Consider the following 22049-nt stretch of genomic DNA (forward strand, 5'->3'; position numbering starts at 1 on the left):
GCTCGTCGGGCTCATAACCCGAAGGTCGTCGGTTCAAATCCGGCTCCCGCAACCACCTTCGAAACGAAAGCCCTGACAGCCTAGCTGTCGGGGCTTTTGTTTTATGGGCGCCTGAAAACGTCCGGGCACCTCCTGCACACACTCTCTTCAAGCACTATCCTCTTCTGCAGATAAATCTTTCCTGGTGTCAGGCATGCACACCTTGAAGCGGCACGCCTGTACCCATACATTATTTGTCACACAAAGAAACTTGGCTTCCGCCTTCCAATCTGAGCCGCACTACCCAAGAGGTATCCGATGCGCGCCAGCTCCGACGCTACTGTCCCACCTTCCCTGCCCAAATCTCAACTGCTGCTATGGCGCCAACGCCTGGACCGATACCGCCAGCCGCTGGGGCTGAGTGCCGCCCTGCTGCTATTCGTGGTGGCGCTGCTCGCCTGCCGGCATCTGCTCGATGAGCTCGACCCGAGTGCGCTGCACCAATCCATACTGGCGGTGCCGACCGTGAATCTGTTCGGCGCCGTTGGCCTGACCGTACTGGGCTTCATCGCCCTGCTCGGTTACGAATGGTCGGCCAGCCGCTACGCAGCCGTCAGCCTGCCAGCCCGCACACTGGCCACTGGCGGCTTCTGCGCGTTCGCCATCGGCAATGCGGTCGGCCTGTCGATGCTTTCCGGGGGCTCGATTCGCTATCGCCTGTATGCCCGCCATGGCATCGGCGCCGGTGACGTGGCGCGCATGACGGTATTCGCCAGCCTGTCACTCGGCTGCGCCCTGCCCCTGCTGGCAGCCCTCGCAGCCTTGGCGGATCCTGGTGCAGCGGCCGCCGCCCTGCACCTGCCAACACCGGTATTGATCGCCCTCTGTTTGGTTCTTCTGGCCCTCGGCGCGGCGCTGCTTCTGGCTTTGCACCGCGCTCGCCTGGCGGAAAGACCAGCCCCGGACTGCGTCACCGTGCGCCTGCACAGGCACCTGCTGCGCCTGCCCGACACACGCCTGACCCTGCTTCAGGTACTGATCACCCTGGTCGATGTCAGCGCCGCAGCAGGCGTGCTGTATCTGCTGCTGCCCGAAGCGCCGCCCTTCACCACCTTCCTGCTGGTCTATCTGCTGGCGCTGGCCGCTGGCGTGCTCAGCCACGTGCCCGGCGGCGTAGGGGTGTTCGAGGCGGTGCTGCTGGCAGCCTTCGCCAACGAACTGGGCGCTGCCCCCCTGGCTGCAGCGCTGCTGCTGTATCGCCTCATTTATATCGTGCTGCCATTGCTGGTGGCCTGCCTGCTGCTGCTGGCCATCGAGCTGCGCCGTCTGGTGGATGCCCGCCAGGCGATTCGTGCGGCCAGCGGCCTGGCCGCTCCAGTTCTGGCGCTGCTGGTGTTCATCTCGGGGATGGTGCTGCTGTTCTCCGGCGCGACACCGAGCCTGGATGAACGCCTGGAGATTCTCGACTTTCTCATTCCGCACCGACTGATCGATGCCTCGCACTTCGGCGCCAGCCTGATCGGCCTGCTCTGTCTGCTGCTGGCCCAGGGGCTGCGCCGCCGTCTCTCCGCGGCCTGGGCGATGACCCTTGGGCTGTTGGTCACCGGTGCGGTGCTTTCGCTGCTCAAGGGCTTCGACTGGGAGGAAGCGTTGCTGCTGAGCATCACCGCTGGCCTGCTGGCCCTATTCCGCCCCTACTTCTATCGCCCCAGCCGCATCATGGAGCTGCCGTTCTCACCCTGGCACCTGGCGGCCAGCGCCTGCGTGCTCGGTGCCTCCATCTGGCTGCTGTTCTTCGCCTATCAGGACGTGCCCTACGAACACCAGTTGTGGTGGCAGTTCGCGGTCAACGCCGATGCACCACGGGGCCTGCGTGCCGCCCTCGGTTGCGTGCTGCTGCTCGGCGTGGTCTTCCTTGCCTGGCTGCTGCGCGCCGCACCACCGGCCATCACCCTGCCAAGCAGCGAAGAACTGGATCGCGCAGCGCAGATCATCAAGGCCTCCGACCAGGCCGATGGCGGCCTCGCACTGACCGGCGACAAGGCCCTGCTGGTACACCCGCAGGGCGATGCCTTTCTGATGTACTCGCGCCGCGCCCGCAGCATGGTCGCCCTGTTCGATCCAATCGGCACCACGCAGCGGCGTGCCGAGCTGGTCTGGCAATTCCGCGATCTGTGCGACCGCCACCACACCCGCCCGGTGTTCTATCAGGTGCGCGCCGAGAACCTGCCGCTGTACATGGACATCGGCCTCACCGCCATCAAGCTGGGCGAGGAAGCCCGGGTCGATCTGAATCGCTTCGACCTGGACAGCACCGGCAAGACCATGAAGGACCTGCGCTACACCTGGAACCGCGGGCAGCGCGACGGCCTGGTGCTGGAATTCTTCGAGCCCGGCCAAGCGCCTCTCGACGAACTGCGCGGCATCTCCGATGCCTGGCTGAACGGCAAGCAGATGCGCGAGAAAGGCTTTTCCCTCGGTCGTTTCGACCCCGCCTATCTGCGTCACTTCCGTATCGTCGTCGCGCGGGTCGAGGGCCGTGCCGTGGCCTTCGCCAACCTGCTGGAGACCGACAGCCGCGACCTCGCCACTCTCGATCTGATGCGTGTGCTGCCGGATGCGCCAAAGCTGACCATGGAATTTCTCATGCTCGGCCTGATCCTGCATTTCAAGGCAGCCGGCTTCGCCCGCTTCAGCCTCGGCATGGTACCGCTCTCCGGCCTGCAGCCGCGTCGCGGTGCGCCACTGGCCCAGCGCCTTGGCGCCCTGGTGTTCCAGCGCGGTGAGGCGTTCTACAACTTCCAAGGCCTGCGTCGCTTCAAGGACAAGTTCCAGCCGGACTGGGAACCCCGCTACATGGCCGTACCTGCCGGGCTCGATCCGCTGGTGGCGCTGACCGATACCGCCGCGCTGATCGCCGGCGGTTTTACCGGACTGGTGAAACGTTGATGACCCGTACTGCCAAACACCTGATACCGATACTGATCCTCCTGCTCGTGTTGCTCGCTGGCGGCCTCTACTACTGGCTGCGGCCGCCCGCCGAAGCCAGCCTGGCACGCCAGCCACTGGCCTCCGGCGGCGATCTGCTGCTCGCCACGCCGGGTGACAGGGTGCAACGCCGCGTGCTCCTGGCCCTGCCCACCGACCAGCAACTCAGCGATGCGGAGCTGTTGGAACTGGCGCAATCCAATCACGCCATGATCGGCCAGTACCAGGCCATAGCGCAGAGCTGCGAGGCCCAGGCCGAACGCCTGCAAGAGGCCACCGCCCAGATGGACGGCCCAGTGAACCTGTTCGCTGGCAGCGACAATGCCGCCATGCTCGCCTGGCGCTGGCTCGCCACCCAGAATGATGACAAGGCCCAGGCGCTCTCCGTTGGCTTCTCGCTGGACAAACCCGATTGCGATACGCCGCCACCAGCGAGCAGCGCACAGGGTCACTGGCTGGCCGTGTGGAACGACAACCCGGATGACGCCAGCGCGCGCTTCGTGCGCCAGCAGAGCAATGCCGAAACCCTGATCGGCGACTACCAGACCGCGCCCAAGGCGCTGCTCACCGCGCAACTGCGTCGCCTGCTGCAAGGCGCCAGCGATGCCCTGCCGGTGGTCGAAGTGCCGGCAACCCAGCCCGGCGAGACCGTGAGCCTGTTCTACTCGGGTGATGGCGGCTGGCGTGACCTGGACAAGGCAGTCGCCGAACAGATGGCCGAACGGGGCTACCCGGTGGTTGGCGTCGACACCCTGCGCTACTTCTGGCAGCGCAAGAGCCCCGAACAAGCCGCCAGCGACCTCTCCGAACTGATGCGCGAGTACCGGGAGAAATGGCACGCCAAACGCTTCGTGCTGATTGGCTACTCATTCGGCGCCGATGTGATGCCGGCGCTCTACAACCGCCTGCCCGACAGCGACAAGCGCCAGGTCGACGCCGTGCTGCTGCTGGCTCTGGCGCGCAGCGGCGCCTTCGAGATCCGCGTTCAGGGCTGGCTCGGCAAAGATGCCAGCGAAGCGGCCACCGGGCCGGAGCTGGTCAAGCTGCCGGCGGAAAAGGTGCTGTGCGTCTATGGCAGCGAAGAGGCGCCGGAAAGCGGCTGCACGCAAGAGCAGAGCGTCGGTGAGAAACTCCAGCTGCCCGGCGGGCATCACTACGACAAGGATTATCCGGCGCTGGCCGAGCGGCTCATCGGGGCGATCCAGAAGCGCCAGAAGTAGACACAACTGAGCCCCTGAGGTGAGACCAGGCGTCGGCGTGCAGCACGGCCCGTCGGCAGTGCTGGCAAAGTCTCGCGCTCGCCGCTAGAATTGCGCACTTTTTGATCAGAGGCGCCCGAGCGCCCGCATCATCTCAGCCTGAGGTTCGCCCGCATGACCACCACCGCCACCCCGAAAGTTGGGTTCGTCTCCCTTGGCTGCCCGAAAGCCCTGGTCGATTCCGAACGCATCCTCACCCAGTTGCGCATGGAAGGTTATGAGGTCGTGCCGACCTATCAGGATGCCGACGTGGTGGTGGTCAACACCTGTGGCTTCATCGACAGCGCCAAGGCCGAGTCGCTGGAGGTGATCGGTGAAGCGATCAAGGAAAACGGCAAGGTCATCGTCACCGGCTGCATGGGCGTCGAAGAAGGCAGCATCCGTGACGTGCACCCCAGCGTGCTGTCGGTCACCGGCCCGCAGCAATACGAGCAGGTGGTCAACGCCGTGCACGACGTGGTGCCACCGCGCCAGGATCACAACCCGCTGATCGATCTGGTGCCGCCCCAGGGCGTCAAACTCACCCCGCGCCACTACGCCTACCTGAAGATTTCCGAAGGCTGCAACCACAGTTGCAGCTTCTGCATCATCCCGTCGATGCGTGGCAAGCTGGTCAGCCGCCCGGTGGGTGACGTGCTGGGCGAGGCCGAGCGCCTGGTCAAGGCCGGCGTCAAGGAGCTGCTGGTGATCAGCCAGGACACCAGCGCCTACGGCGTCGACCTCAAGTACAAGACCGATTTCTGGAACGGCCAGCCGGTCAAGACACGCATGAAAGAGCTCTGCGAAGCGCTCTCCAGCATGGGCGTGTGGGTGCGCCTGCATTACGTGTACCCGTACCCCAACGTCGACGACATCATCCCGCTGATGGCCGCCGGCAAGATCCTGCCTTACCTGGACATCCCCTTCCAGCACGCCAGCCCGCGCGTCCTCAAGCTGATGAAGCGCCCGGCCTTCGAAGACCGCACCCTGGCGCGCATCAAGTCCTGGCGCGAGCAGTGCCCGGACCTGACCATCCGTTCGACCTTCATCGTCGGCTTCCCCGGCGAAACCGAAGAAGACTTCCAGTACCTGCTCGACTGGCTGACCGAAGCCCAGCTCGACCGCGTCGGCTGCTTCCAGTACTCGCCGGTGGAAGGCGCGCCGGCCAACGACCTGGACGTGGATATCGTCCCGGATGACGTCAAACAGGATCGCTGGGATCGCTTCATGGCCCACCAGCAGGCCATCAGCACCGCACGCCTGCAGATGAAGATCGGCCGCGAAATGGACGTGCTGATCGACGAAGTCGACGACCAGGGCGCCGTGGCCCGCTCCTGGGCCGATGCCCCGGAAATCGACGGCAGCGTCTTTATCGAAGGCACCGACTTCCAGCCGGGCGACAAGGTACGCGTGCGTATCGTCGATGCCGATGAGTACGATATGTGGGCTGAGCGGGTTTAAGCCCCTTCCCTCACGAAAAACGCCCATTGGGCCGGAATGACGCACCGCGTCAGCCCGGCTCAATGGGCGTTTTAGTATCGGGCCCTTCGACAAAGAGCAGAGAAATCATGAACCGCCGCAAGAAGATAAAGCAGCTGTTAGAGGCCCACGCCAAAAAGGCCAACGCCAAGCTGGCGCCGAAGAACAAGCCCAAGTACATCTGCAAGGCCGACAGGCTGAAACTGGCCAATGAAGCGGCCGAGGCGCCAGCCGTTTTGCCTGAGAGCTGAGTACTCGCTGACGCCTGTGGCTAATACGCCATACTGCTTTTGGGCGCGGGCAAAAGTGCCTCAACCAAACGTCGGCCGTAGAGGTAGTCATGTGCAAGCCATGGAAGATAAGCACTGTTTATGCGCTTTGTTTTTTGCTCAGTGCCTGCATCGGTTCAACACCGCCTCAACCCTGGTTCGAGGGCGAGGCCGCATGGCCGAGTATTCACAGGTTTGAAGTGACCACTGACGGAAAACCACAGCCCTTCGAAATCGCCACGAAAATCCATTATGTAGACACGTCCAGCACCTGGATCTACCTGTATGTGAATGACTTCAAAAGAGGCTCAGCCCCAATAAGTTATTCGGCCAAAGGTGCCTACATGGAAAAGGAAAACGGCGAACGCCTTACACCAACGCTCTATATCACCAGCCCGCATGCAGAAAACATATCGCCGGGCCTTCCGTGGGCAGGGAAAATTCCGGATATCGCCGTACACCAACCGGCAGTGAACCCCAACGATAGCGGCGGAGTGCATGGCGGCGTTGACTTGCGTTTCGATACATCGCCACCAGAGGCAGGATCACGATGGACCTTGCACCTGGGCAAAGTGAGCATCGCCGATGCAGATGTCGAAATCCCGAAACGAACGATAATTCTCAGAGCCAGGCAGTGGTACACGGTGCCCGTACAATGACTAGATAGCCCGGACATATAGGGTGGATAGGGTCGCGTAGCCAACGCTAAGCTTGTCCACCGCGCTCCTCACTGAACCACTCTTTCAAGATTCAATGCGCCTATGAAGTACATCGTACCCATCAGTGAACAATCATGCCCCGACGGTCTCTACACCGGCCCGGTCGCGCCAGAAGACGCTGGCTACCTCACCCGCTGCGTGATCCCTCATCTGCAACCGCTGAGCGATGAGGAATATCTCGATGGGCCGGCGGCGATACTGCAAACCGGCGCTCGTTACAGTTACATACTCAGCGCAGGAGCCATCTACTGGTGCGTCGAATGGCAACCGGGTCTTGTCGTGGTGAGGTTTTCGCCCGATACGAGCATGGCCTGGGTAGCCTTGCGCTCGCCCGTGCCTGACTTCGCAGGCCGTGTCGCCCTGGAGGTCGATACTGCCCACTACGATGAAGACGCCGAGGACCATCAATACAACCTGGTGTTCAGAAGCTGGGACGCGCAGTTCGACGAAGACCATAGGGTTCGGGGCGCCTTTGAACCTGCCTCTGCCAGCGAAGAGGCTTCGTTCAACGCAGCCATAAGGCACGCCAACAGACTGTCGAATCAGGATCACAGCAATGACATGGAGCGCCGTGATCGTCTAGAGCGTTTTACCGCCCGCTGCGGCGAAGGCATTCGGGTGAAACATTAGCGCCATGCTGAAGCGTCCCAAGCAAACGCCGTGCGGACATACCGGCGAACCGACAAGCAGCACCGTCAATGGCCGTCGGAGAAATCCAAGAGCGTTGGTGGCATGCCTGGCCTACAACCTATTCAACTCGGCTCTGTTTTCTCTATTCGTCAGAGAGGCGCTGATGATCCGCGGTGATGGGCCTGGGGGCTTTGGTGAACTGATACTCAAGCTACTGATGTCTCATATGGCGCTCGCACTGCTAGCGCTGGGGTTGATTGCCTCCTTCAAGGTGTTCTGCACCGAAAAGCGTGGTTGGGGCTCGATAACGGCTTGCGTTGTGGCGACATTGATCCTCATCGGCTTCTCCGCAATCGCGGTCGCGGAAGCCTGCATGGATGATCGCGGGCATTGCCGCAATTGGCACTGGTACACGTAGCCATCAAGGTCAACCATTAGGCTATCAGCAGCTCTGCTGTCCGCGGCACGTTCCGACAGACACTCCAAGTTCCCAACCCACGCGACCAGCCTGTCTCACTTTGTCCAACCTTCCTCGCCATGGATGCATACGATTCGCGCCTGCAAACGATTCGTAAGGAACAATCCATGCACGCCCCCTTCCCTCGCCGCCGTATCGGCACCCTGATTCGCCTGGCGACTATCTGCCTGGCCACCGGCAGCACACTCGCCCATGCCGACACCGTCGAGCTGGACGACATGGTGGTCACTGCCTCCGGCTTCGCCCAGAACCTGGAGGACGCTCCGGCCTCGGTCACCGTGATCAGCGGTGATGATCTGCGCAAGCGTTCGGTGCAGAACCTGGGTGATGCGGTACGTGATGTGGAAGGTGTGGTGGTCAACGGTGGCGCCAACGAGACCGACATCCAGATTCGCGGCATGCCTGGCGACTACACGCTGATTCTGGTCGACGGTAAACGCCAGAGCGGGCGCGACTCACGGGTCAATGGCAACCGGGGTTATGAGCAAAGCTTCGTGCCGCCGACGGCAGCCATCGAGCGCATCGAGGTGGTGCGTGGGCCGATGTCGTCGCTGTACGGCTCGGATGCCATCGGTGGGGTGATCAACATCATCACCCGCAAGGTATCGCCCGAGTGGGGCGGTAACATTTCCCATGACTACTCGGCACGCCCGAATAGCGATCAGGGCAATGCCCGCAACACCCAGTTCTATCTCAATGGCCCGCTGATCAACGAAGTGCTCGGCCTGCAGGTGTGGGGCAGCTACCTCGACCGCCAGGCCGATGACGACGTCGAAGCCAACGAAGGCTTCGCCAAGTCCGACAACAAGAGCCTGACCGCGCGCCTGGCCCTTACGCCGACCGAGAATCATGACTTCCTGCTCGAAGCGGGCGCCTCGCGCCTGAAGAACGGCGATGGTCTCAGCGCCAACTGGTCGACCCGCGAACAGAAGAACAACCGTGATCACTGGTCGCTGACTCACGAAGGCCGCTGGGGCTGGGCGGACTCGACACTGTCGTTCGCCGAAGAAACCACCAGCCGCGAAGGCAAGGCGACACCGGCGCAGGCCGACGTGTTCGGGCGCAAGCCGGAGATCCGCAACCGCGTGCTGGACGGCAAGCTGGTGATCCCTACCGACTATCACGTCACCACCACCGGCGTGCAGTGGAACGAAGCCACGCTGACCGACTGGAACCAGGCCAACCGCGGCACCTCTCGCGAGCGCGAGAACGAGGAATACTCGGTGGTACAGAAGGCCCTGTTCGCCGAAGACGAATGGTCGATCACCGACGATTTCGCCCTCACCACCGGCGTGCGTCTGGATCATCACGAGCAGTACGGCAGTCACGTCAACCCACGTGTCTATGGCGTCTGGCACCTGAATAACGAGTGGACGCTGAAAGGTGGCGTGGCCCGCGGTTTCAAGGCGCCGGAACTGCGCGCGGTAATCGACGACTACGCCGTGGTGCGCCGCAACCGCTTCGTGCAGTTCGGTAATTCCAACCTCAAACCCGAGAGCAGCACCAACTACGAGTTGAGCGCGATGTGGTCGAACCGTGACGACCTGTCGGCTGGCGCCACGCTGTTCTACAACGACTTCAAGGACAAGCTGTCCACGGTCACCACCACCGAACAGTGGCAGGGCCTGACCGTGATGGAGCGGGTCAACGTCGACAAAGCGGTGATCCGTGGCCTGGAGTTGAGCGGCAGTTGGCAGGCGCTGGCCAACGTGGCGATCAAGGGTAACTTCACCTACCTGGATTCCGAGCAGAAGAGCGGCGTTGACAAGAGCCGGCCGCTGTCCCTGACCCCCAAGCGCAAGGCGAGCCTGCGTGCCGACTGGGATATCAATGACCGAACCCTGGCCTGGGCTGCCACCAACTACAGCGGCGAGGAATATGGCGCTACGCTGACCGGCCAATCGTCCCGCGCCTACACCACTGCCGACATCGGTGGCTCGTACAAGCTGACGCAGAACCTGACGCTCAACTCGGCCGTCTACAACCTGGGTAACAAACGCCTCAACGACGAGGACGACGGCACGGTCAATTATGGCCGTACCTACTGGCTGGGTGCGTCGCTGGACTTCTGATGCCCTGAGCGTTCCGCGCCCGCTACCGCACCTGAGTCGCACGCGGAGCGTGAGGAACGATCGATGTGGTGGGCTAAAGCCCACCCTACTCCCCAGAGGCATGAACCGTAGGGTGGGGCTTTAGCCCACCAAAGCCATTCAACGCCGATGGTGGCTGGCTATTCGATCATTCCCACGCTCCGCGTGGGAACGCAGCCCTGAGCGCTCCGCGCCCGCACCTGAGTCGGACGCGGAGCGTCCTGCGAAATCATTCCCATGCGGAGCGTGAGGAACGATCGAGGTGGTGGGCTGAAGCCCACCCTACTCCCCAGGGGCATGAACCGTAGGGTGGGGCTTTAGCCCACCAAAGGCATTCAACGCCGATGGTGGCTGGCTATTCGATCATTCCCACGCGGAGCGCCCGCTACCGCACCTGAGTCGGACGCAGAGCGTCCTGCAAAATCACTCCCACGCGGAGCGTGAGGAACGATCGATGTGGTGGGCTGAAGCCCACCCTACTCCCCAGGGACATGAACCCTAGGGTGGGGCTTTAGCCCACCAAAGCCATTCAACGCCGATGGTGGCTGGCTATTCGATCATTCCCACGCTCCGCGTAGGAACCGCTCCGCGCCCGCTACCGCACCTGAGTCGGACGCAGAGCGTCCTGCGAAATTATTCCCATGCGGAGCGTGAGGAACGATCGAGGTGGTGGGCTGAAGCCCACCCTACTCCCCAGGGGCATGAACCGTAGGGTGGGGCTTTAGCCCACCAAAGGCATTCAACGCCGATGGTGGCTGGCTATTCGATCGTTCCCACGCTCCGCGTAGGAACGCAGCCCTGGGCGCTCCGCGCCCGCTACCGCACCTGAGTTGGACGCGGAGCGTCCTGCAAAGGCATTCCCACGCGGAGCGTGAGGAACGATCACTAGTGACTGGCCAGCACCACCCTCGTCCCCTCTTTCGCCTCCGGCGTGGCGCGCGTGCTCATCTTGTCGGCCTGCTTACCCAGGTACCAGCCGAGCACTCCCCATACCAATGCGCAGAGCGCACCCACGGTCGCCACCAGCACCGCACCCTGGCCGAGCATGTCCAGGCCACTCTTCAACCAGCCACTGATTGCGTCACCTGCCCGGTAGACGACCGTGTCGATAAACCCCTTCGCCTTGTACTTGCTCTCGGCATCCAGCGGTGCGAAGAGCATTTCCCGGCCGGGCCTGACGAAGGCGTACTCGCCAATACGCCTGACGATCATCAGCGCTGCCAGCATGGCAAACGTCGGCGCCAGGGCAAGCCCGATAAAGCCAACGCAGACCAATATCGGCACGATCGCCAGCAGCATGCGCACGCCCATTTTCTGCGCGATGCGCCCGGTGATGAACACCTGCGACAGCAAGGCACCGGCCTGCACGACCACATCGATGATGCCGAATACCCGGATCTGCGACTCGCGGTCGGGAAAGCGTTCGGCCACCAGGCGCGCCTGCTCGAAGTACAGAAAGGTCGTCACGGTCGCGAGCAGCACCACGAATCCGGCGATCGCCAGCAGGTAAGGCGACTGCAGCACCCGCGTCAGGCCGCTGAATGGATTGCCCGTCACCGGCTTGCGAGTGCTTTCGATGGATGCAGCGCCCGGTCTGCCGGCGCCACCCACGTCCCGCCAGCGCATCAACGGCGCCTTGAGCGCCAGGGCGATGCCCAGCAGCGTGGCTGCCAACAGCATCAACCCGGACTCGCCGATAACGCCGACCAGCAGCGCGCTCATGGCCGGCCCGACCAGGCCGCCGACACTGGCGCCGGCCGCGATGAAGGCGAACAACCGCTTGGCCTGGTGCCCGTCGAACACATCGGCCATCAGGCTCCAGGCCACCGACACCACGAACAGGTTGTAGACCGATATCCACACGTAGAACACCCGCGCCAGCCAGACGTTGTCGTCACCGAGCTGAAACAGCCCGGCGAATGCCAGCAGGTTCACGCAAAAGAACCCGTAGACCCAATCCACGAAGTGGATACGCGGCACCCGAGAGCTGAGCCAGGCGAACGACGGCACAGCCACCAGCATGACCACAAAGGTGGCGGTGAACAGCCATTGCAGGTTCTCGATACCGGCCATGATGCCCATCGACTCGCGGATGGGCCGCAGCATGAAATAGCCGGAGAACAGACAGAAAAACAGGGCGAACCCCGCAAGCGCGGGATTCAGTTCGTGGCGTTCGGCGTTGATGGCAGCGCCGAGACGCTGCGTCAGGGTTGCTGAGAGCATGATGACACTCCTGCCACGAGGCTCAACGGTAGCTGACACCGGTCAACCGCTCGGCAACCTGCCACAGACGAGCCGCTGCGTCGATGTCCTTCGCCGCGGCTGGCACGCTGGCCAGGCCAAGCGGCCCGCGCTTCTCCTCTTCGCCGATTGGCCCATAGTAGGCACCGCCCTGCGCGTCTGGCGCGGTGGCCGCGTACAGGGTCGGCAATGCCCCCTGGGCAGCGGAGTGGTAACGCTCACGATCCTTGGCCCAGTCACGTCCGAAGTCGCTTTCCAGGCCAGGGCCGCGCTTGATCAGCTCGGTCACGGCAACCCCCGGGTGCGCGGCGATGCTCTGGATACCCCACCCCTGCGCCTGGCTGCGGCGCTGCAGCTCGAAAGCCCACATCAGCACGGCCAGCTTGGACTGCGCGTAGGACGCATAGGGGTTGTAGGCCTGCTCGGATTGCAGGTCCTCGAAGTTGATGCTGCCCCGTGCGACCGCGATGCTGGAGAGCGTGACGACCCGAGGCGAGCTACTCTTGCGCAACAGCGGCAGCACATGGCCGGTCAACGCGAAATGCCCAAGATAGTTGGTGGCCAATTGCAGCTCGAAGCCATCGGCCGACGTGCCACGTTCTGGCGGCGCCATTACCGCGGCGTTGTTGATCAGCCCATCGAGGCGCGGCAAGGTGGCATTGAGGCGTTCGCCCAACGCCTTGACCGACGCCAGGTCAGCCAGGTCGACCGCTTCGAACTGCACCTGGGCCCCACGGACTTCCTGCTTGATGCGAGCGATGGTTTCCTTGCCGCGCTGTGGATTGCGTGCGGCAATCACCACCTCGGCACCAGCCGCTGCAAGCGCCTTGGCATCCTCATAACCCATGCCGCTGGTGCCACCGGTGACCAGAAAGATACGCCCGCTCTGCGATGGCATATCCGACAGGCTCCAGTCAGGCTTCGGCTGACTCTGGGCACTGGACACGCCGGATTCCAGCACGCAACTCAGGGCCAGACCGATGGTTGCCAGGCCTTTGCGCCAGGCCGCGCTGGCAGCGTTTGTGGGGTCCATCTGCAGGGTTGTGTCTGTCATGGTTCGATCCTCACGTAGGGAATGATCTGACGGACCGCGGCAAGGCGGCACGTCGACGTGAGGCATTGTTCACCGTTGAATTACTGGTGATAAGCCGCACAAAAATGGACGCTATGTACGCCCATTCGTACAATCCAGTTTTCCTTTCTGGAGTTCGCCCATGCGCCAGCCCAACCTGACGGATGTCGCCCTGTTTGCAGCGGTCGTGGAAGCCGGCGGCTTCCGGGTGGCGGCGCAGAAACGCGGCATGTCGGCGTCATCGATCAGCGATTGCGTGCGCCGGTTGGAGAGCGACTTGGGCGTCAGGTTGCTCAACCGCACCACTCGCAGCGTATTTCCGACCGAAGTCGGTGCTCGCCTGCTGGAGCGGCTGCGCCCTGCCCTCGACGAGATAGGCGCCGCCTTCAGCGACCTCGATAACGATGCGCGACACCCGGTCGGCACGCTGCGCCTCAATGTCCCGGTGCCGATTGCCCGCTTCGTGCTGCCGCAGCTGATCCCCACTTTTCTGGAGCGCTATCCCGGCGTGAGCGTGGAAGTGACGATGGACAACACCTTCATCGACGTGATCGCTGCCGGCTACGACGCGGGAGTGCGCTACGAAGAAAGTGTCGCCAAGGACATGATCGCAGTACCCATCGGGCCTCGTCGGCAGCGCTTCGTGGCAGCCGCATCGCCTGCTTATCTGGAGAAAAACGGCATGCCGCTACATCCCCGCGACCTACTCGAGCATCGCCTGATCGGCCATCGTTTCGAGAGCGGCAAGCTGGGTGTTTGGGAGTTCGAAAAAGACGGCGCCATCGTGCGCGTACCGCCACAGGGCCCGCTGCTCTCCTCGTCCCAGGATCTTGAAGTGGGTGCCGCCATCGGTGGCGTTGGCCTCATCTACACCTTCGAGGAATACCTCGGCCCACTGTTCGCACAGGGAGCACTGATACCGGTACTGGAGGACTGGTGGCAGGCATTCGATGGCCCCTACCTGTATTACAACGACCGCCGCCACGTGCCCTCGCCGCTCAGAGCATTCGTGGATTTTCTCAAGGCCGAAACAGTTTGATCGCTTCCACGCTCCGCGTGGGAATTCGGCCCTGGGCGCTCCGCGCCCGCCACTGCACCCGGATTGGACGCAGAGCGTCCTGCGCAGGCATTCCCACGCGGAGCGTGAGGAACGATCGGAGGGTTGGGCGCTTGGACTTGGTGGGCTGAAGCCCACCCTACTCCCAGAGGCATCAACCGTAGGGTGGCGCTTTAGCCCACCAAAGCCATTCAACACCGATGTTGGCTGTAGGTTCAGAACATGCGGTTCAGTGCTTCGGGCTGTGGCCGTTGTGGTGGTGGGCTGAAGCCCACCCTACTCCCAGAGGCATCAACCGTAGGGTGGGGCTTTAGCCCACCAAAGCCATTCAATGCCATGGTGGCTGGAGGTTCAGAGCATGCGGTTCAGTGCTTCGGGCTGTGGGCGCTTTGGGTGGTGGGCTGAAGCCCACCCTACCCCCAGGGGCATGAACCGTAGGGTGGGGCTTTAGCCCACCAAAGCCATTCAACGCCGATGTTGGCTGTAGGTTCAGAACATGCGGTTCAGTGCTTCGGGCTGTGGCCGTTGTGGTGGTGGGCTGAAGCCACCCTACGGGCTGAGCGTCCTGCGCAGGCATTCCATGCGGAGCGTGAGGAACGATAGGAGCACTGCCGGGCGGCGAAACTCAAGGGCCCCCGGCCGGCAAACGCACCACCGCGCAGAGGCCGGCGGGCGGGCGGTTTTCCAGGGTCAGTTCACCACCGTGGGCCTGCACGCACGCACGCGCGATGGCCAGGCCGAGCCCTAGCCCGCTCGCGCCGTTCTCCGCATTCAACTGCACGAACGGCTCGAACACCTGCTCCAGTCGCGCGGGATCGACGCCCGGCCCATGATCGAGGACCTCCAGGCTTATCTCGCCCGTTGCGGTACGCTCCAAGCTGATCACGGCATCCCCACCATGCTGCAGGGCGTTGTCGATCAGGTTGGTGAGCACGCGTTTGAGCGCCAACGGTCGGCAACGACAGAAGACCTCGGGCCCGCTCTGCCAACTGACCGGTTGCCCCAAGGTGCGATAACGTCGCGCCAGATCATCGAGCAGCGCGGTCAACGACAGGCGCACCGTCGGTTCCTGCACGGCATCGTCGCGGATGAAGTCCAGCGTCTCGGCGACCATCGCGCGGAGCTCGTCGAGGCTGTCGAGCAGGTCCTCGCGCAAGGGGCCGTCATCGAGCAGCTCGAGCTGCAAGCGCAGCTCGGTCAAGGGTGTATTGAGGTCGTGGCTGAGCGCTGCGAGCATTCGCGTGCGCCCCTCCACATGGCGAGCGAGGCGCTCCTGCATCAGGTTGAAGGCTCGGCTCAGTTCCTGAGCCTCGCGCGGGCCCGACAGCGACAGGTGGGCGATGCGCTCGCCCCGGCTGATGCGCTCGGTGGCCGCGGCCAGCGTCCTGAACGGGCGCACCACCCGGGCCATGAAGAACAGCAGGATCAACAGAATCGGCACGATGCTCACCGGCAAGGCATATGCCAGCAGGCGGCTCCATTCATAGGCACCGGATGGATGCTGCAGGGCATTGAGGTACTGCCCCGACGGCAGCCTGATACTGCTGCGCAGGCGTAACGGCTCCCAGCCGGCAGGGCTCAGCACGTCTTCGCGCGCGGGCCCGCCGCCGATGCGTTCGAGCTGCATGTGGATCAGCTCTGCAGGCGCCTGTAGCTCATTGGCCAACTCGGCGGTCAGGCGCAACTCTTCCGGGTGCATCTCGAAGCTTGGAACATCCGCCTCGGCGGCGATCCAGAAACGCGCCTCGACGCCGCCCATCGATATCAACAGGCGCTCGCCATCGCCCTGATTCAATTCCACGGCCGCGTGGTAAGCGGTACCCAGACGCTCCAGTATCTGGGCACGGGACAGCGGATGCACCAGCGCGCCGGTGCGCTGCAGCAGCAGGACGGCAATGCCGTGGGAAGCCAGCAGCGCGAGGATCAGCAACACCGCCAATTGATGAATCAAACGCTGCGGCCACAGGCGCGCCAGCCACCTCATGAGCGCGTCACCTCCGCGACCAGCATGTAGCCGCCGCCCCATACGGTGCGCAGCAGGTCCTCACAGCCGGCGCTGTCGATCAGTTTGCGGCGCAGGCGGCTGACCTGGCGGTCGATGGTGCGATCGAACACATCGCTGTCCGGGCGAGCCGTCAGGTCGATCAGTCGGGCGCGATCCAGTACCTGGTTCGGATGGTCGAGAAAGACCTGCAGCAAACGCGCTTCCGCCGTGCTCAGACGGGTCGACTGCCCGCTGCTGTCGCTCAGGCTGCCACTGCCGCTGGCGAACGCCAGGCCGGCGAACTGGTAATGGCGCAGCAGCGGCTGCGGCGTCGGTTCGAACAGCGCAGGCTCGGCGCTGAGCGGGCCGCGCCGACGTAGCACGCTGTTGATGCGCGCCACCAGCTCCCGGGGTTCGAAGGGTTTGGTCAGGTAATCATCGGCGCCCAGGTCCAGCCCACGGATGCGGTCGCGGGTGGTATCGCGGGCGGTCAGCAATATCACCGGCACGCCGTTGCGCCGGTGCAGGCGGCTGCACAGCTCGAAGCCATCGCCGTCCGGCAGCATCACATCCAGCACCACCACGTCGAACCGCTGGGCGTCGAGCAACTGCCACATGCCCTCGGCGCTCTCCGCGGTACGCACGTCGAAGGCGTGCTTGCGCAGATAAACGGCCAGCGGCTCGCGAATCTTGCGATGGTCGTCGACCACCAGAACGCGCGGTGCGGAGAGTGGAGAAGTCGGATTCATGATGGCTCGGGGCAGTCGCAGCCTGAACCAACAGGCCGCCTGTGCGGAGGATTATCATTTGCATGCCGATGATACGCCAGAGCCCGCTGCAACTGCAGCGGCGTCGCGTCGCAGGCTGGCGTATCTGCTTCATTTGATGACGCACGGTTTCGGCCACACGCGCCTCGGCTTATGATGCCGTCCATGATCAAAGACCCGTTCCAACGTCTGAACCTCGACCGCGAGGTGCTCAGCGTCAGCCAGCTCAACAACCGTGCGCGCCTGCTGCTCGAAGATGTCTTCGGCGGCATCTGGGTCGAGGGGGAGATTTCCAACCTCGCACGGCCAGCCTCCGGGCATGTCTACTTCACCCTCAAGGACAGCCAGGCTCAGGTGCGCTGTGCGCTGTTCCGGCAGAACGCCGCACGGGTACGCCAGGCGCTGCGTGATGGTCTGGCGGTCAAGGTGCGCGGCAAGGTCTCGCTGTTCGAGGGCCGTGGCGACTATCAGCTGATTCTAGACGCCGTGGAGCCGGCCGGTGACGGTGCCCTGCGCCTGGCCTTCGAGGCCTTGAAGGAGAAGCTCGGTGCAGAAGGCCTGTTCGCCGCCGAACGCAAGCGCCCTCTGCCGGCTCACCCGCGGCGTATCGGCATCATCAGCTCGCCCACCGGCGCAGTGATCCGCGACATCATCAGCGTGTTTCGTCGCCGTGCTCCGCAGGTCGAACTGAGCCTGATCCCCACCGCCGTACAGGGCCGCGAGGCCACGGCACAGATCGTTCGGGCCTTGAAGCTGGCTGACGCCCAGGGCTTCGATGCGCTGATCCTCGCCCGTGGCGGCGGCTCGCTGGAGGATCTCTGGTGCTTCAACGAAGAAGCCGTGGCACGCGCCGTGGACGCCTGCGTCACGCCCATCGTCAGTGCGGTCGGTCATGAAACCGATGTGTCGATCAGCGATTTCGTCGCCGACGTGCGCGCTCCCACGCCGTCAGCCGCGGCGGAACTGCTGGCGCCCCATAGCGATGACCTGGTGCAGCGGGTCACGGTGCTGCAACGCCGTCTGACCCTGGCCATCAACGGCCGCCTGGCCCGTGAACGCATGCGCCTCGAGGGCCTTACCCGGCGCATGCGCCATCCCGGCGAACGGCTGCGTCAGCAAGCCCAGCGCCTCGACGATCTCGACATGCGTCTGCGCCGTGCCTATACGCATCAGGTCAATCAGCGTGCCCACAAGCTCGCGCAGTTGCAGGCGCGCCTGGCCGGGCAGCATCCGGGACGTCACCTCAAGCTGCTGCGCCAGCGTCTCGACAGCCTCGCCGAACGTCTGCCTAGGGCCATGAAGGAAGGCCTCAAGGCCCGCCGCCTGCTGCTGCAGAGTCAGATGCAGACGCTCCACGTGGTCAGCCCCCTGGCGACCCTCGGACGCGGTTACAGCATCCTGCTCGACGACCGTGGCCAGGCCATCCGCAGCGCTGCCGCCACCCAACCGGGGCAGCGCCTCAAGGCGCGCCTTGGTGAAGGCGAGCTGGACGTACGCGTCGAGGACAATCATGTCGCGCCCGTCACGCTTTCGCTGCTGGACTGAAGATCATGGCCACGCTCGCATCGCCCGCAAGCGGGCTCCTACAGGTTGCCGAAAACTCACGTGGAAGTCCGGGGCGCCTGGCCCTTGAAGGCGATTGGTGGCCGTATCGCGGTTTCGCAGAACGCCCCTCACCCTGAAAGAGCCCCTCTCAAGCCTCGATAAAAAAGGAAAATCAATGCGCTCCCTGCTGTTGCTGCTCACCCTCTGTCTCGCCCTGCCCGCTCACGCCGAAGGCTTCATCAGCCGCCTGCTGAACAAGCCGGTACCGGGTGGCGTCGCCGTGGTCGACCTCGGTGCCTCGGCCAGTGCACCCAGCGCCACCTACCAGCGCAAGCCGGTCTTGGTGGTGCATGAAGATCAGCAGCGCTGGATCGCCATCGTCGGCATTCCGTTGAGCGTCAAACCCGGCACCCAGCAGATCGAAACGGGCGGCCAGCGTCTGAGCTTTCAGGTGGGCAGCAAGACCTACGTCGAGCAGCGCATCACCATCAAGAACCAGCAGCAGGTCAACCCCAACGCCAAGAACCTCGCGCGCATCGAGCGGGAACTGGCCGAGCAGACCCGTGCCTACCAGCAGTTCAGCCCACGGCAACCGAGCAACCTGATGTTCGACAAGCCGGTCAACGGCCCGCTGTCGAGCCCCTTCGGGCTGCGCCGGTTCTTCAATGGCGAGGAGCGCAACCCGCACTCCGGGCTGGACTTCGCCGCCAATCGCGGCACACCGATCAAGGCACCCGCGGCCGGCAAGGTGATTCTGGTGGGCGACTACTTCTTCAACGGCAAGACCGTTTTCGTCGACCACGGCCAGGGCCTGATCAGCATGTTCTGCCACCTGTCGGAGGTCGGCGTGAAGGTCGGCGACGAGCTACCCCGCGGCGGCGTGCTCGGCAAGGTCGGCGCCACCGGACGCGCCACCGGGCCGCACCTGCATTGGAACGTCAGCCTCAACGATGCACGGGTCGATCCGGCGATCTTCATTGGTGCGTTCAAGCCTTAGCCAGCGCCGGGCATTGACGTGTAGAGTGGCGATCACTGGCTGATCGCCCTGAACGCAGCGCTTCATGGATGGCTATCGCCCCCTCACGACCAGGAGCCACGATGATCACCGTCCATCACCTGAACAACTCGCGCTCGCAGCGCATCCTCTGGCTGCTCGAAGAACTGGGCGTGGAGTATCAGATCAAGCGCTACGAGCGCGACCCCAAGACCATGCTGGCCCCGCCAGAATTGCGCGCCGTACATCCGCTGGGCAAGTCGCCGGTGGTTACCGACGGCGACCTGACCCTGGCCGAGTCCGGCGCCATCATCGACTACCTGGCCAACCGTCATGGCCCGGCCCTGTTACCGCCAGCAGACAGCCCCGAGCGTCTGCGCTGCAACTACTGGCTGCATTATGCCGAAGGCTCGGCGATGCCGCCTCTGCTGCTCAAGCTGGTGTTCGACAAGGTGGAAAACAGCCCCATGCCCTTCTTCGTCAAACCCGTCGCCCGCGGCATTGCGCAGAAGGTCAAGAACCTGCTGATCAACCCACAATTGAAACTGCATCTGGACTATCTGGAAGGCGAGCTTGGCAAGAGCACCTGGTTCGCCGGTGAGCAATTCAGCGTGGCCGATATCCAGATGAGCTTTCCACTGGAGGCGGCCACTTCGCGAGGCGGGCTGGATGCCAGCCGCCCCCGGCTGAAGGCTTTCCTCGAACGTATCCATGCCCGCCCCGCCTACCAACGTGCCCTGCAACGAGGCGGAGAATACGCCTACGCCAACTGAGGCACGCCGGTCGGCGGCTCGGGGTAGTGCAGGCAGTCGGAATCAGGGTCGAACCGAACCCGCCTGACCTGGGTGATTGATGGGTGCCGCTTATCATCTGGCAACCCGCGGCATTGCAAAGAACCGCCGCGGGAATGACAATGCGAGGAATTATCAGACTCACTCCTGGCTTTTCATGTCAGCCCTCGACTCACCTCAGCGCACCGTCATCCACACGCTCTACAGCGACCATCATGGTTGGCTGAAGACGTGGTTGCGCGGCCGCCTCGGCAATGCCAGCGATGCCGCGGATTTCGCCCACGATACCTTTGTGCGGGTCATCCAGCGCTGCGACCTGAGCGCCATCGATACGCCCCGCGCGTTTCTGCGTACCGTCGCCCGCGGCCTGGTGATCGATCACTGGCGCCGTGAAGAGCTGCAGCGCGCCTGGCTGGAGAGCATCGCGCACCTTTCGGACGCGGAAGCGCCCTCGCCGGAATCCCGGGAGTTGGTGCTGGAGCTGCTCGAACGCATCGCGTTGATGCTCGACGGCCTCAAACCCCGGGTTCGCACCGCCTTTCTGCTTGCCCAGTGCGAAGGCCTGTCATACCGGGAAATCGCCGAGCGTCTGGGTGTATCGGTTCGCTCCGTAGAGCGCTATATCGCCGACGCGCTGTATCACTGCTATCTGCTGCGCTATGGCGAAGATGCATGAGCGACCTGACCAACAAGGATGCCGAAGCACGCCGGGTCAAGCAGGCGATCGGCTGGCTGATGCGCCTGCAGCAGGACGACGCCCCCGCGCTGCGTCGCCAGTGCGAGCAGTGGCGACGCGAGGATGCCGGCCACGAACGCGCCTGGCAGCGGGTCAGCGGCATGCATGCCGAGTTGAGCCAGGATCTGCGGACCCTGCCGGCAGGCACCGTCGATACGCTGGAAAACTCGGCCATGCGTCTGCGCCGTCGACAGGCACTCAAGCTGCTGTCGCTGACTGCCGTGGCAGGTGGCAGTGCCTGGCTGGCCAAGGATCTGTCCATCGTCCAGCCGCTACTGGCGGACCAGGCAACCGCCGTGGGCGAACATCGCCACCTGGCCCTCGGCCACGGTGACGAACTCGACCTCAACACCGACACCGCCGTGGATGTACGCCTCGACGACAGACAGCGCCTGATCGTCCTGCGTCAGGGCGAACTGTTCGTCAGCTGCACAGCCAACAGCCGGCGTCCCTTGCGGGTCAGTACCCCGTACGGATCGTTCGAGGCTCAGGCGGGAGCCGAGCCGGCCACCCGCTTCGGCCTGCGCATACGTGATGGCGGTATCAACCTGCATGTCGAACAGGGTCAGGTCGCGGTGGCCGGGCTGCCCACCTTTCTGGCTACTTCCGGAAATCGTTACCGGGTCGCCGATGGCCGCGCTTCAGCGTTCGAGCGTGACGATATGGACCCCTCCGCCTGGCGCGAGGGGCTGATCGTCACCCGCGACATGCGTTTGCAGGATTTTCTCGACGAGGTCGGCCGTTACCGCAACGGTCATCTCGGCTACACCCGCAGCGTTGCCGATCTGCGCCTGTCCGGCGTGTTCCGTCTCGGCGATACGGATGAACTGTTGCGGGTCATGGCGCAGACCCTGCCGATTCGCGTGCAGTACATGACGCGCTGGTGGGTTCGGGTGGAAGCGGCCTGACGCCAGCCACCTCGCATCTGCGCGCAGGCTGAAAAGAGCGTCGTTCTCGCGCTGAAAAAAGTTGGAAAAAACTGTCGGCTTTTC

At 63.7% G+C, this 22049-nt stretch carries 18 protein-coding genes; 14 read left to right on the top strand and 4 right to left on the bottom strand.

Annotation, left to right across the window (positions count from 1 at the left end; all coding sequences use genetic code 11):
- Positions 1-297: 297 nt before the first annotated feature.
- The 8 genes from mprF (at position 298) to QRN22_RS18645 (ending at position 9852) form a co-directional block, all read left to right on the top strand.
- Entirely contained in the window at positions 298-2928 is a 2631-nt protein-coding gene (gene mprF / locus QRN22_RS18610; RefSeq protein WP_042551931.1) for a bifunctional lysylphosphatidylglycerol flippase/synthetase MprF, read from the top strand.
- Positions 2928-4187, top strand: coding sequence for a virulence factor family protein (locus tag QRN22_RS18615; protein WP_042551932.1), 1260 nt, complete (start codon positions 2928-2930; stop codon positions 4185-4187). Before mprF ends, QRN22_RS18615 begins: the two co-directional genes overlap by 1 nt.
- Positions 4188-4340: 153 nt before the next feature.
- A complete protein-coding gene (gene rimO, locus QRN22_RS18620) occupies positions 4341-5666 on the top strand; it encodes a 30S ribosomal protein S12 methylthiotransferase RimO (protein ID WP_042551933.1) in 1326 nt (441 codons plus the stop codon).
- 107 nt (positions 5667-5773) lie between these two features.
- Positions 5774-5935, top strand: a complete 162-nt coding sequence (locus tag QRN22_RS18625; protein WP_082045683.1) for a DUF2986 domain-containing protein — start codon at positions 5774-5776, stop codon at positions 5933-5935.
- Between the two features lie 89 nt (positions 5936-6024).
- Positions 6025-6612 (top strand): hypothetical protein, encoded by a 588-nt coding sequence (locus QRN22_RS18630; protein ID WP_156152630.1) that lies wholly within the window; start codon positions 6025-6027, stop codon positions 6610-6612.
- Positions 6613-6714: 102 nt separating this feature from the next.
- Entirely contained in the window at positions 6715-7302 is a 588-nt protein-coding gene (locus QRN22_RS18635; protein ID WP_042551934.1) for a hypothetical protein, read from the top strand.
- 4 nt (positions 7303-7306) lie between these two features.
- Positions 7307-7720: a hypothetical protein gene (locus QRN22_RS18640; protein WP_156152631.1), complete on the top strand. Its 414-nt coding sequence runs from the start codon at positions 7307-7309 to the stop codon at positions 7718-7720.
- A gap of 167 nt (positions 7721-7887) precedes the next feature.
- Complete coding sequence (locus tag QRN22_RS18645) at positions 7888-9852, top strand: TonB-dependent receptor domain-containing protein (RefSeq protein WP_042551936.1); 1965 nt, start codon at positions 7888-7890, stop codon at positions 9850-9852.
- A 903-nt stretch (positions 9853-10755) separates the two neighbouring features.
- Here QRN22_RS18645 and QRN22_RS18650 read toward each other — a convergent pair.
- Positions 10756-12093 (bottom strand): NTP/NDP exchange transporter, encoded by a 1338-nt coding sequence (locus QRN22_RS18650; RefSeq protein ID WP_042551937.1) that lies wholly within the window; start codon positions 12091-12093, stop codon positions 10756-10758.
- Between the two features lie 22 nt (positions 12094-12115).
- Positions 12116-13165, bottom strand: a complete 1050-nt coding sequence (locus tag QRN22_RS18655; protein WP_042551938.1) for an SDR family oxidoreductase — start codon at positions 13163-13165, stop codon at positions 12116-12118.
- Positions 13166-13325: 160 nt separating this feature from the next.
- Here QRN22_RS18655 and QRN22_RS18660 point away from each other — a divergent pair, with 160 nt between their 5' ends.
- Positions 13326-14222, top strand: a complete 897-nt coding sequence (locus QRN22_RS18660; protein WP_042551939.1) for a LysR family transcriptional regulator — start codon at positions 13326-13328, stop codon at positions 14220-14222.
- Between the two features lie 643 nt (positions 14223-14865).
- Here QRN22_RS18660 and QRN22_RS18665 read toward each other — a convergent pair.
- Positions 14866-16191 (bottom strand): sensor histidine kinase, encoded by a 1326-nt coding sequence (locus QRN22_RS18665; protein ID WP_156152636.1) that lies wholly within the window; start codon positions 16189-16191, stop codon positions 14866-14868.
- Positions 16192-16220: 29 nt separating this feature from the next.
- Positions 16221-16973, bottom strand: a complete 753-nt coding sequence (locus QRN22_RS18670; RefSeq protein ID WP_042551941.1) for a response regulator transcription factor — start codon at positions 16971-16973, stop codon at positions 16221-16223.
- Positions 16974-17156: 183 nt separating this feature from the next.
- Here QRN22_RS18670 and xseA point away from each other — a divergent pair, with 183 nt between their 5' ends.
- The 5 genes from xseA (at position 17157) to QRN22_RS18695 (ending at position 21965) form a co-directional block, all read left to right on the top strand.
- A complete protein-coding gene (gene xseA, locus QRN22_RS18675; RefSeq protein WP_042552067.1) occupies positions 17157-18536 on the top strand; it encodes an exodeoxyribonuclease VII large subunit in 1380 nt (459 codons plus the stop codon).
- Between the two features lie 175 nt (positions 18537-18711).
- Positions 18712-19533 (top strand): peptidoglycan DD-metalloendopeptidase family protein, encoded by an 822-nt coding sequence (locus QRN22_RS18680; protein WP_042551942.1) that lies wholly within the window; start codon positions 18712-18714, stop codon positions 19531-19533.
- Positions 19534-19634: 101 nt separating this feature from the next.
- Positions 19635-20303 (top strand): glutathione S-transferase, encoded by a 669-nt coding sequence (locus QRN22_RS18685; RefSeq protein ID WP_042551943.1) that lies wholly within the window; start codon positions 19635-19637, stop codon positions 20301-20303.
- Positions 20304-20478: 175 nt separating this feature from the next.
- Positions 20479-20997 carry a sigma-70 family RNA polymerase sigma factor gene (locus tag QRN22_RS18690; RefSeq protein WP_042551944.1) on the top strand — a complete coding sequence of 173 codons (519 nt, stop codon included), beginning with the start codon at positions 20479-20481 and terminating at the stop codon, positions 20995-20997.
- A complete protein-coding gene (locus tag QRN22_RS18695; protein WP_042551945.1) occupies positions 20994-21965 on the top strand; it encodes a FecR domain-containing protein in 972 nt (323 codons plus the stop codon). The genes QRN22_RS18690 and QRN22_RS18695 overlap by 4 nt, the downstream gene beginning before the upstream one ends.
- The last annotated feature ends 84 nt before the right edge of the window (positions 21966-22049 follow it).

The organism is Pseudomonas sp. MEJ086 (assembly GCF_030209025.1).
Classification (GTDB): Bacteria; Pseudomonadota; Gammaproteobacteria; order Pseudomonadales; family Pseudomonadaceae; genus Aquipseudomonas; species Aquipseudomonas fulva_A.

Coding starts and splice junctions, on each gene's coding strand:
- mprF (WP_042551931.1), top strand. CDS start 298: ATGCGCGCCAGCTCCGACGCTACTGTCCCACCTTCCCTGCCCAAATCT.
- QRN22_RS18615 (WP_042551932.1), top strand. CDS start 2,928: ATGACCCGTACTGCCAAACACCTGATACCGATACTGATCCTCCTGCTC.
- rimO (WP_042551933.1), top strand. CDS start 4,341: ATGACCACCACCGCCACCCCGAAAGTTGGGTTCGTCTCCCTTGGCTGC.
- QRN22_RS18625 (WP_082045683.1), top strand. CDS start 5,774: ATGAACCGCCGCAAGAAGATAAAGCAGCTGTTAGAGGCCCACGCCAAA.
- QRN22_RS18630 (WP_156152630.1), top strand. CDS start 6,025: ATGTGCAAGCCATGGAAGATAAGCACTGTTTATGCGCTTTGTTTTTTG.
- QRN22_RS18635 (WP_042551934.1), top strand. CDS start 6,715: ATGAAGTACATCGTACCCATCAGTGAACAATCATGCCCCGACGGTCTC.
- QRN22_RS18640 (WP_156152631.1), top strand. CDS start 7,307: ATGCTGAAGCGTCCCAAGCAAACGCCGTGCGGACATACCGGCGAACCG.
- QRN22_RS18645 (WP_042551936.1), top strand. CDS start 7,888: ATGCACGCCCCCTTCCCTCGCCGCCGTATCGGCACCCTGATTCGCCTG.
- QRN22_RS18650 (WP_042551937.1), bottom strand. CDS start 12,093: ATGCTCTCAGCAACCCTGACGCAGCGTCTCGGCGCTGCCATCAACGCC.
- QRN22_RS18655 (WP_042551938.1), bottom strand. CDS start 13,165: ATGACAGACACAACCCTGCAGATGGACCCCACAAACGCTGCCAGCGCG.
- QRN22_RS18660 (WP_042551939.1), top strand. CDS start 13,326: ATGCGCCAGCCCAACCTGACGGATGTCGCCCTGTTTGCAGCGGTCGTG.
- QRN22_RS18670 (WP_042551941.1), bottom strand. CDS start 16,973: ATGAATCCGACTTCTCCACTCTCCGCACCGCGCGTTCTGGTGGTCGAC.
- xseA (WP_042552067.1), top strand. CDS start 17,157: ATGATCAAAGACCCGTTCCAACGTCTGAACCTCGACCGCGAGGTGCTC.
- QRN22_RS18680 (WP_042551942.1), top strand. CDS start 18,712: ATGCGCTCCCTGCTGTTGCTGCTCACCCTCTGTCTCGCCCTGCCCGCT.
- QRN22_RS18685 (WP_042551943.1), top strand. CDS start 19,635: ATGATCACCGTCCATCACCTGAACAACTCGCGCTCGCAGCGCATCCTC.
- QRN22_RS18690 (WP_042551944.1), top strand. CDS start 20,479: ATGTCAGCCCTCGACTCACCTCAGCGCACCGTCATCCACACGCTCTAC.
- QRN22_RS18695 (WP_042551945.1), top strand. CDS start 20,994: ATGAGCGACCTGACCAACAAGGATGCCGAAGCACGCCGGGTCAAGCAG.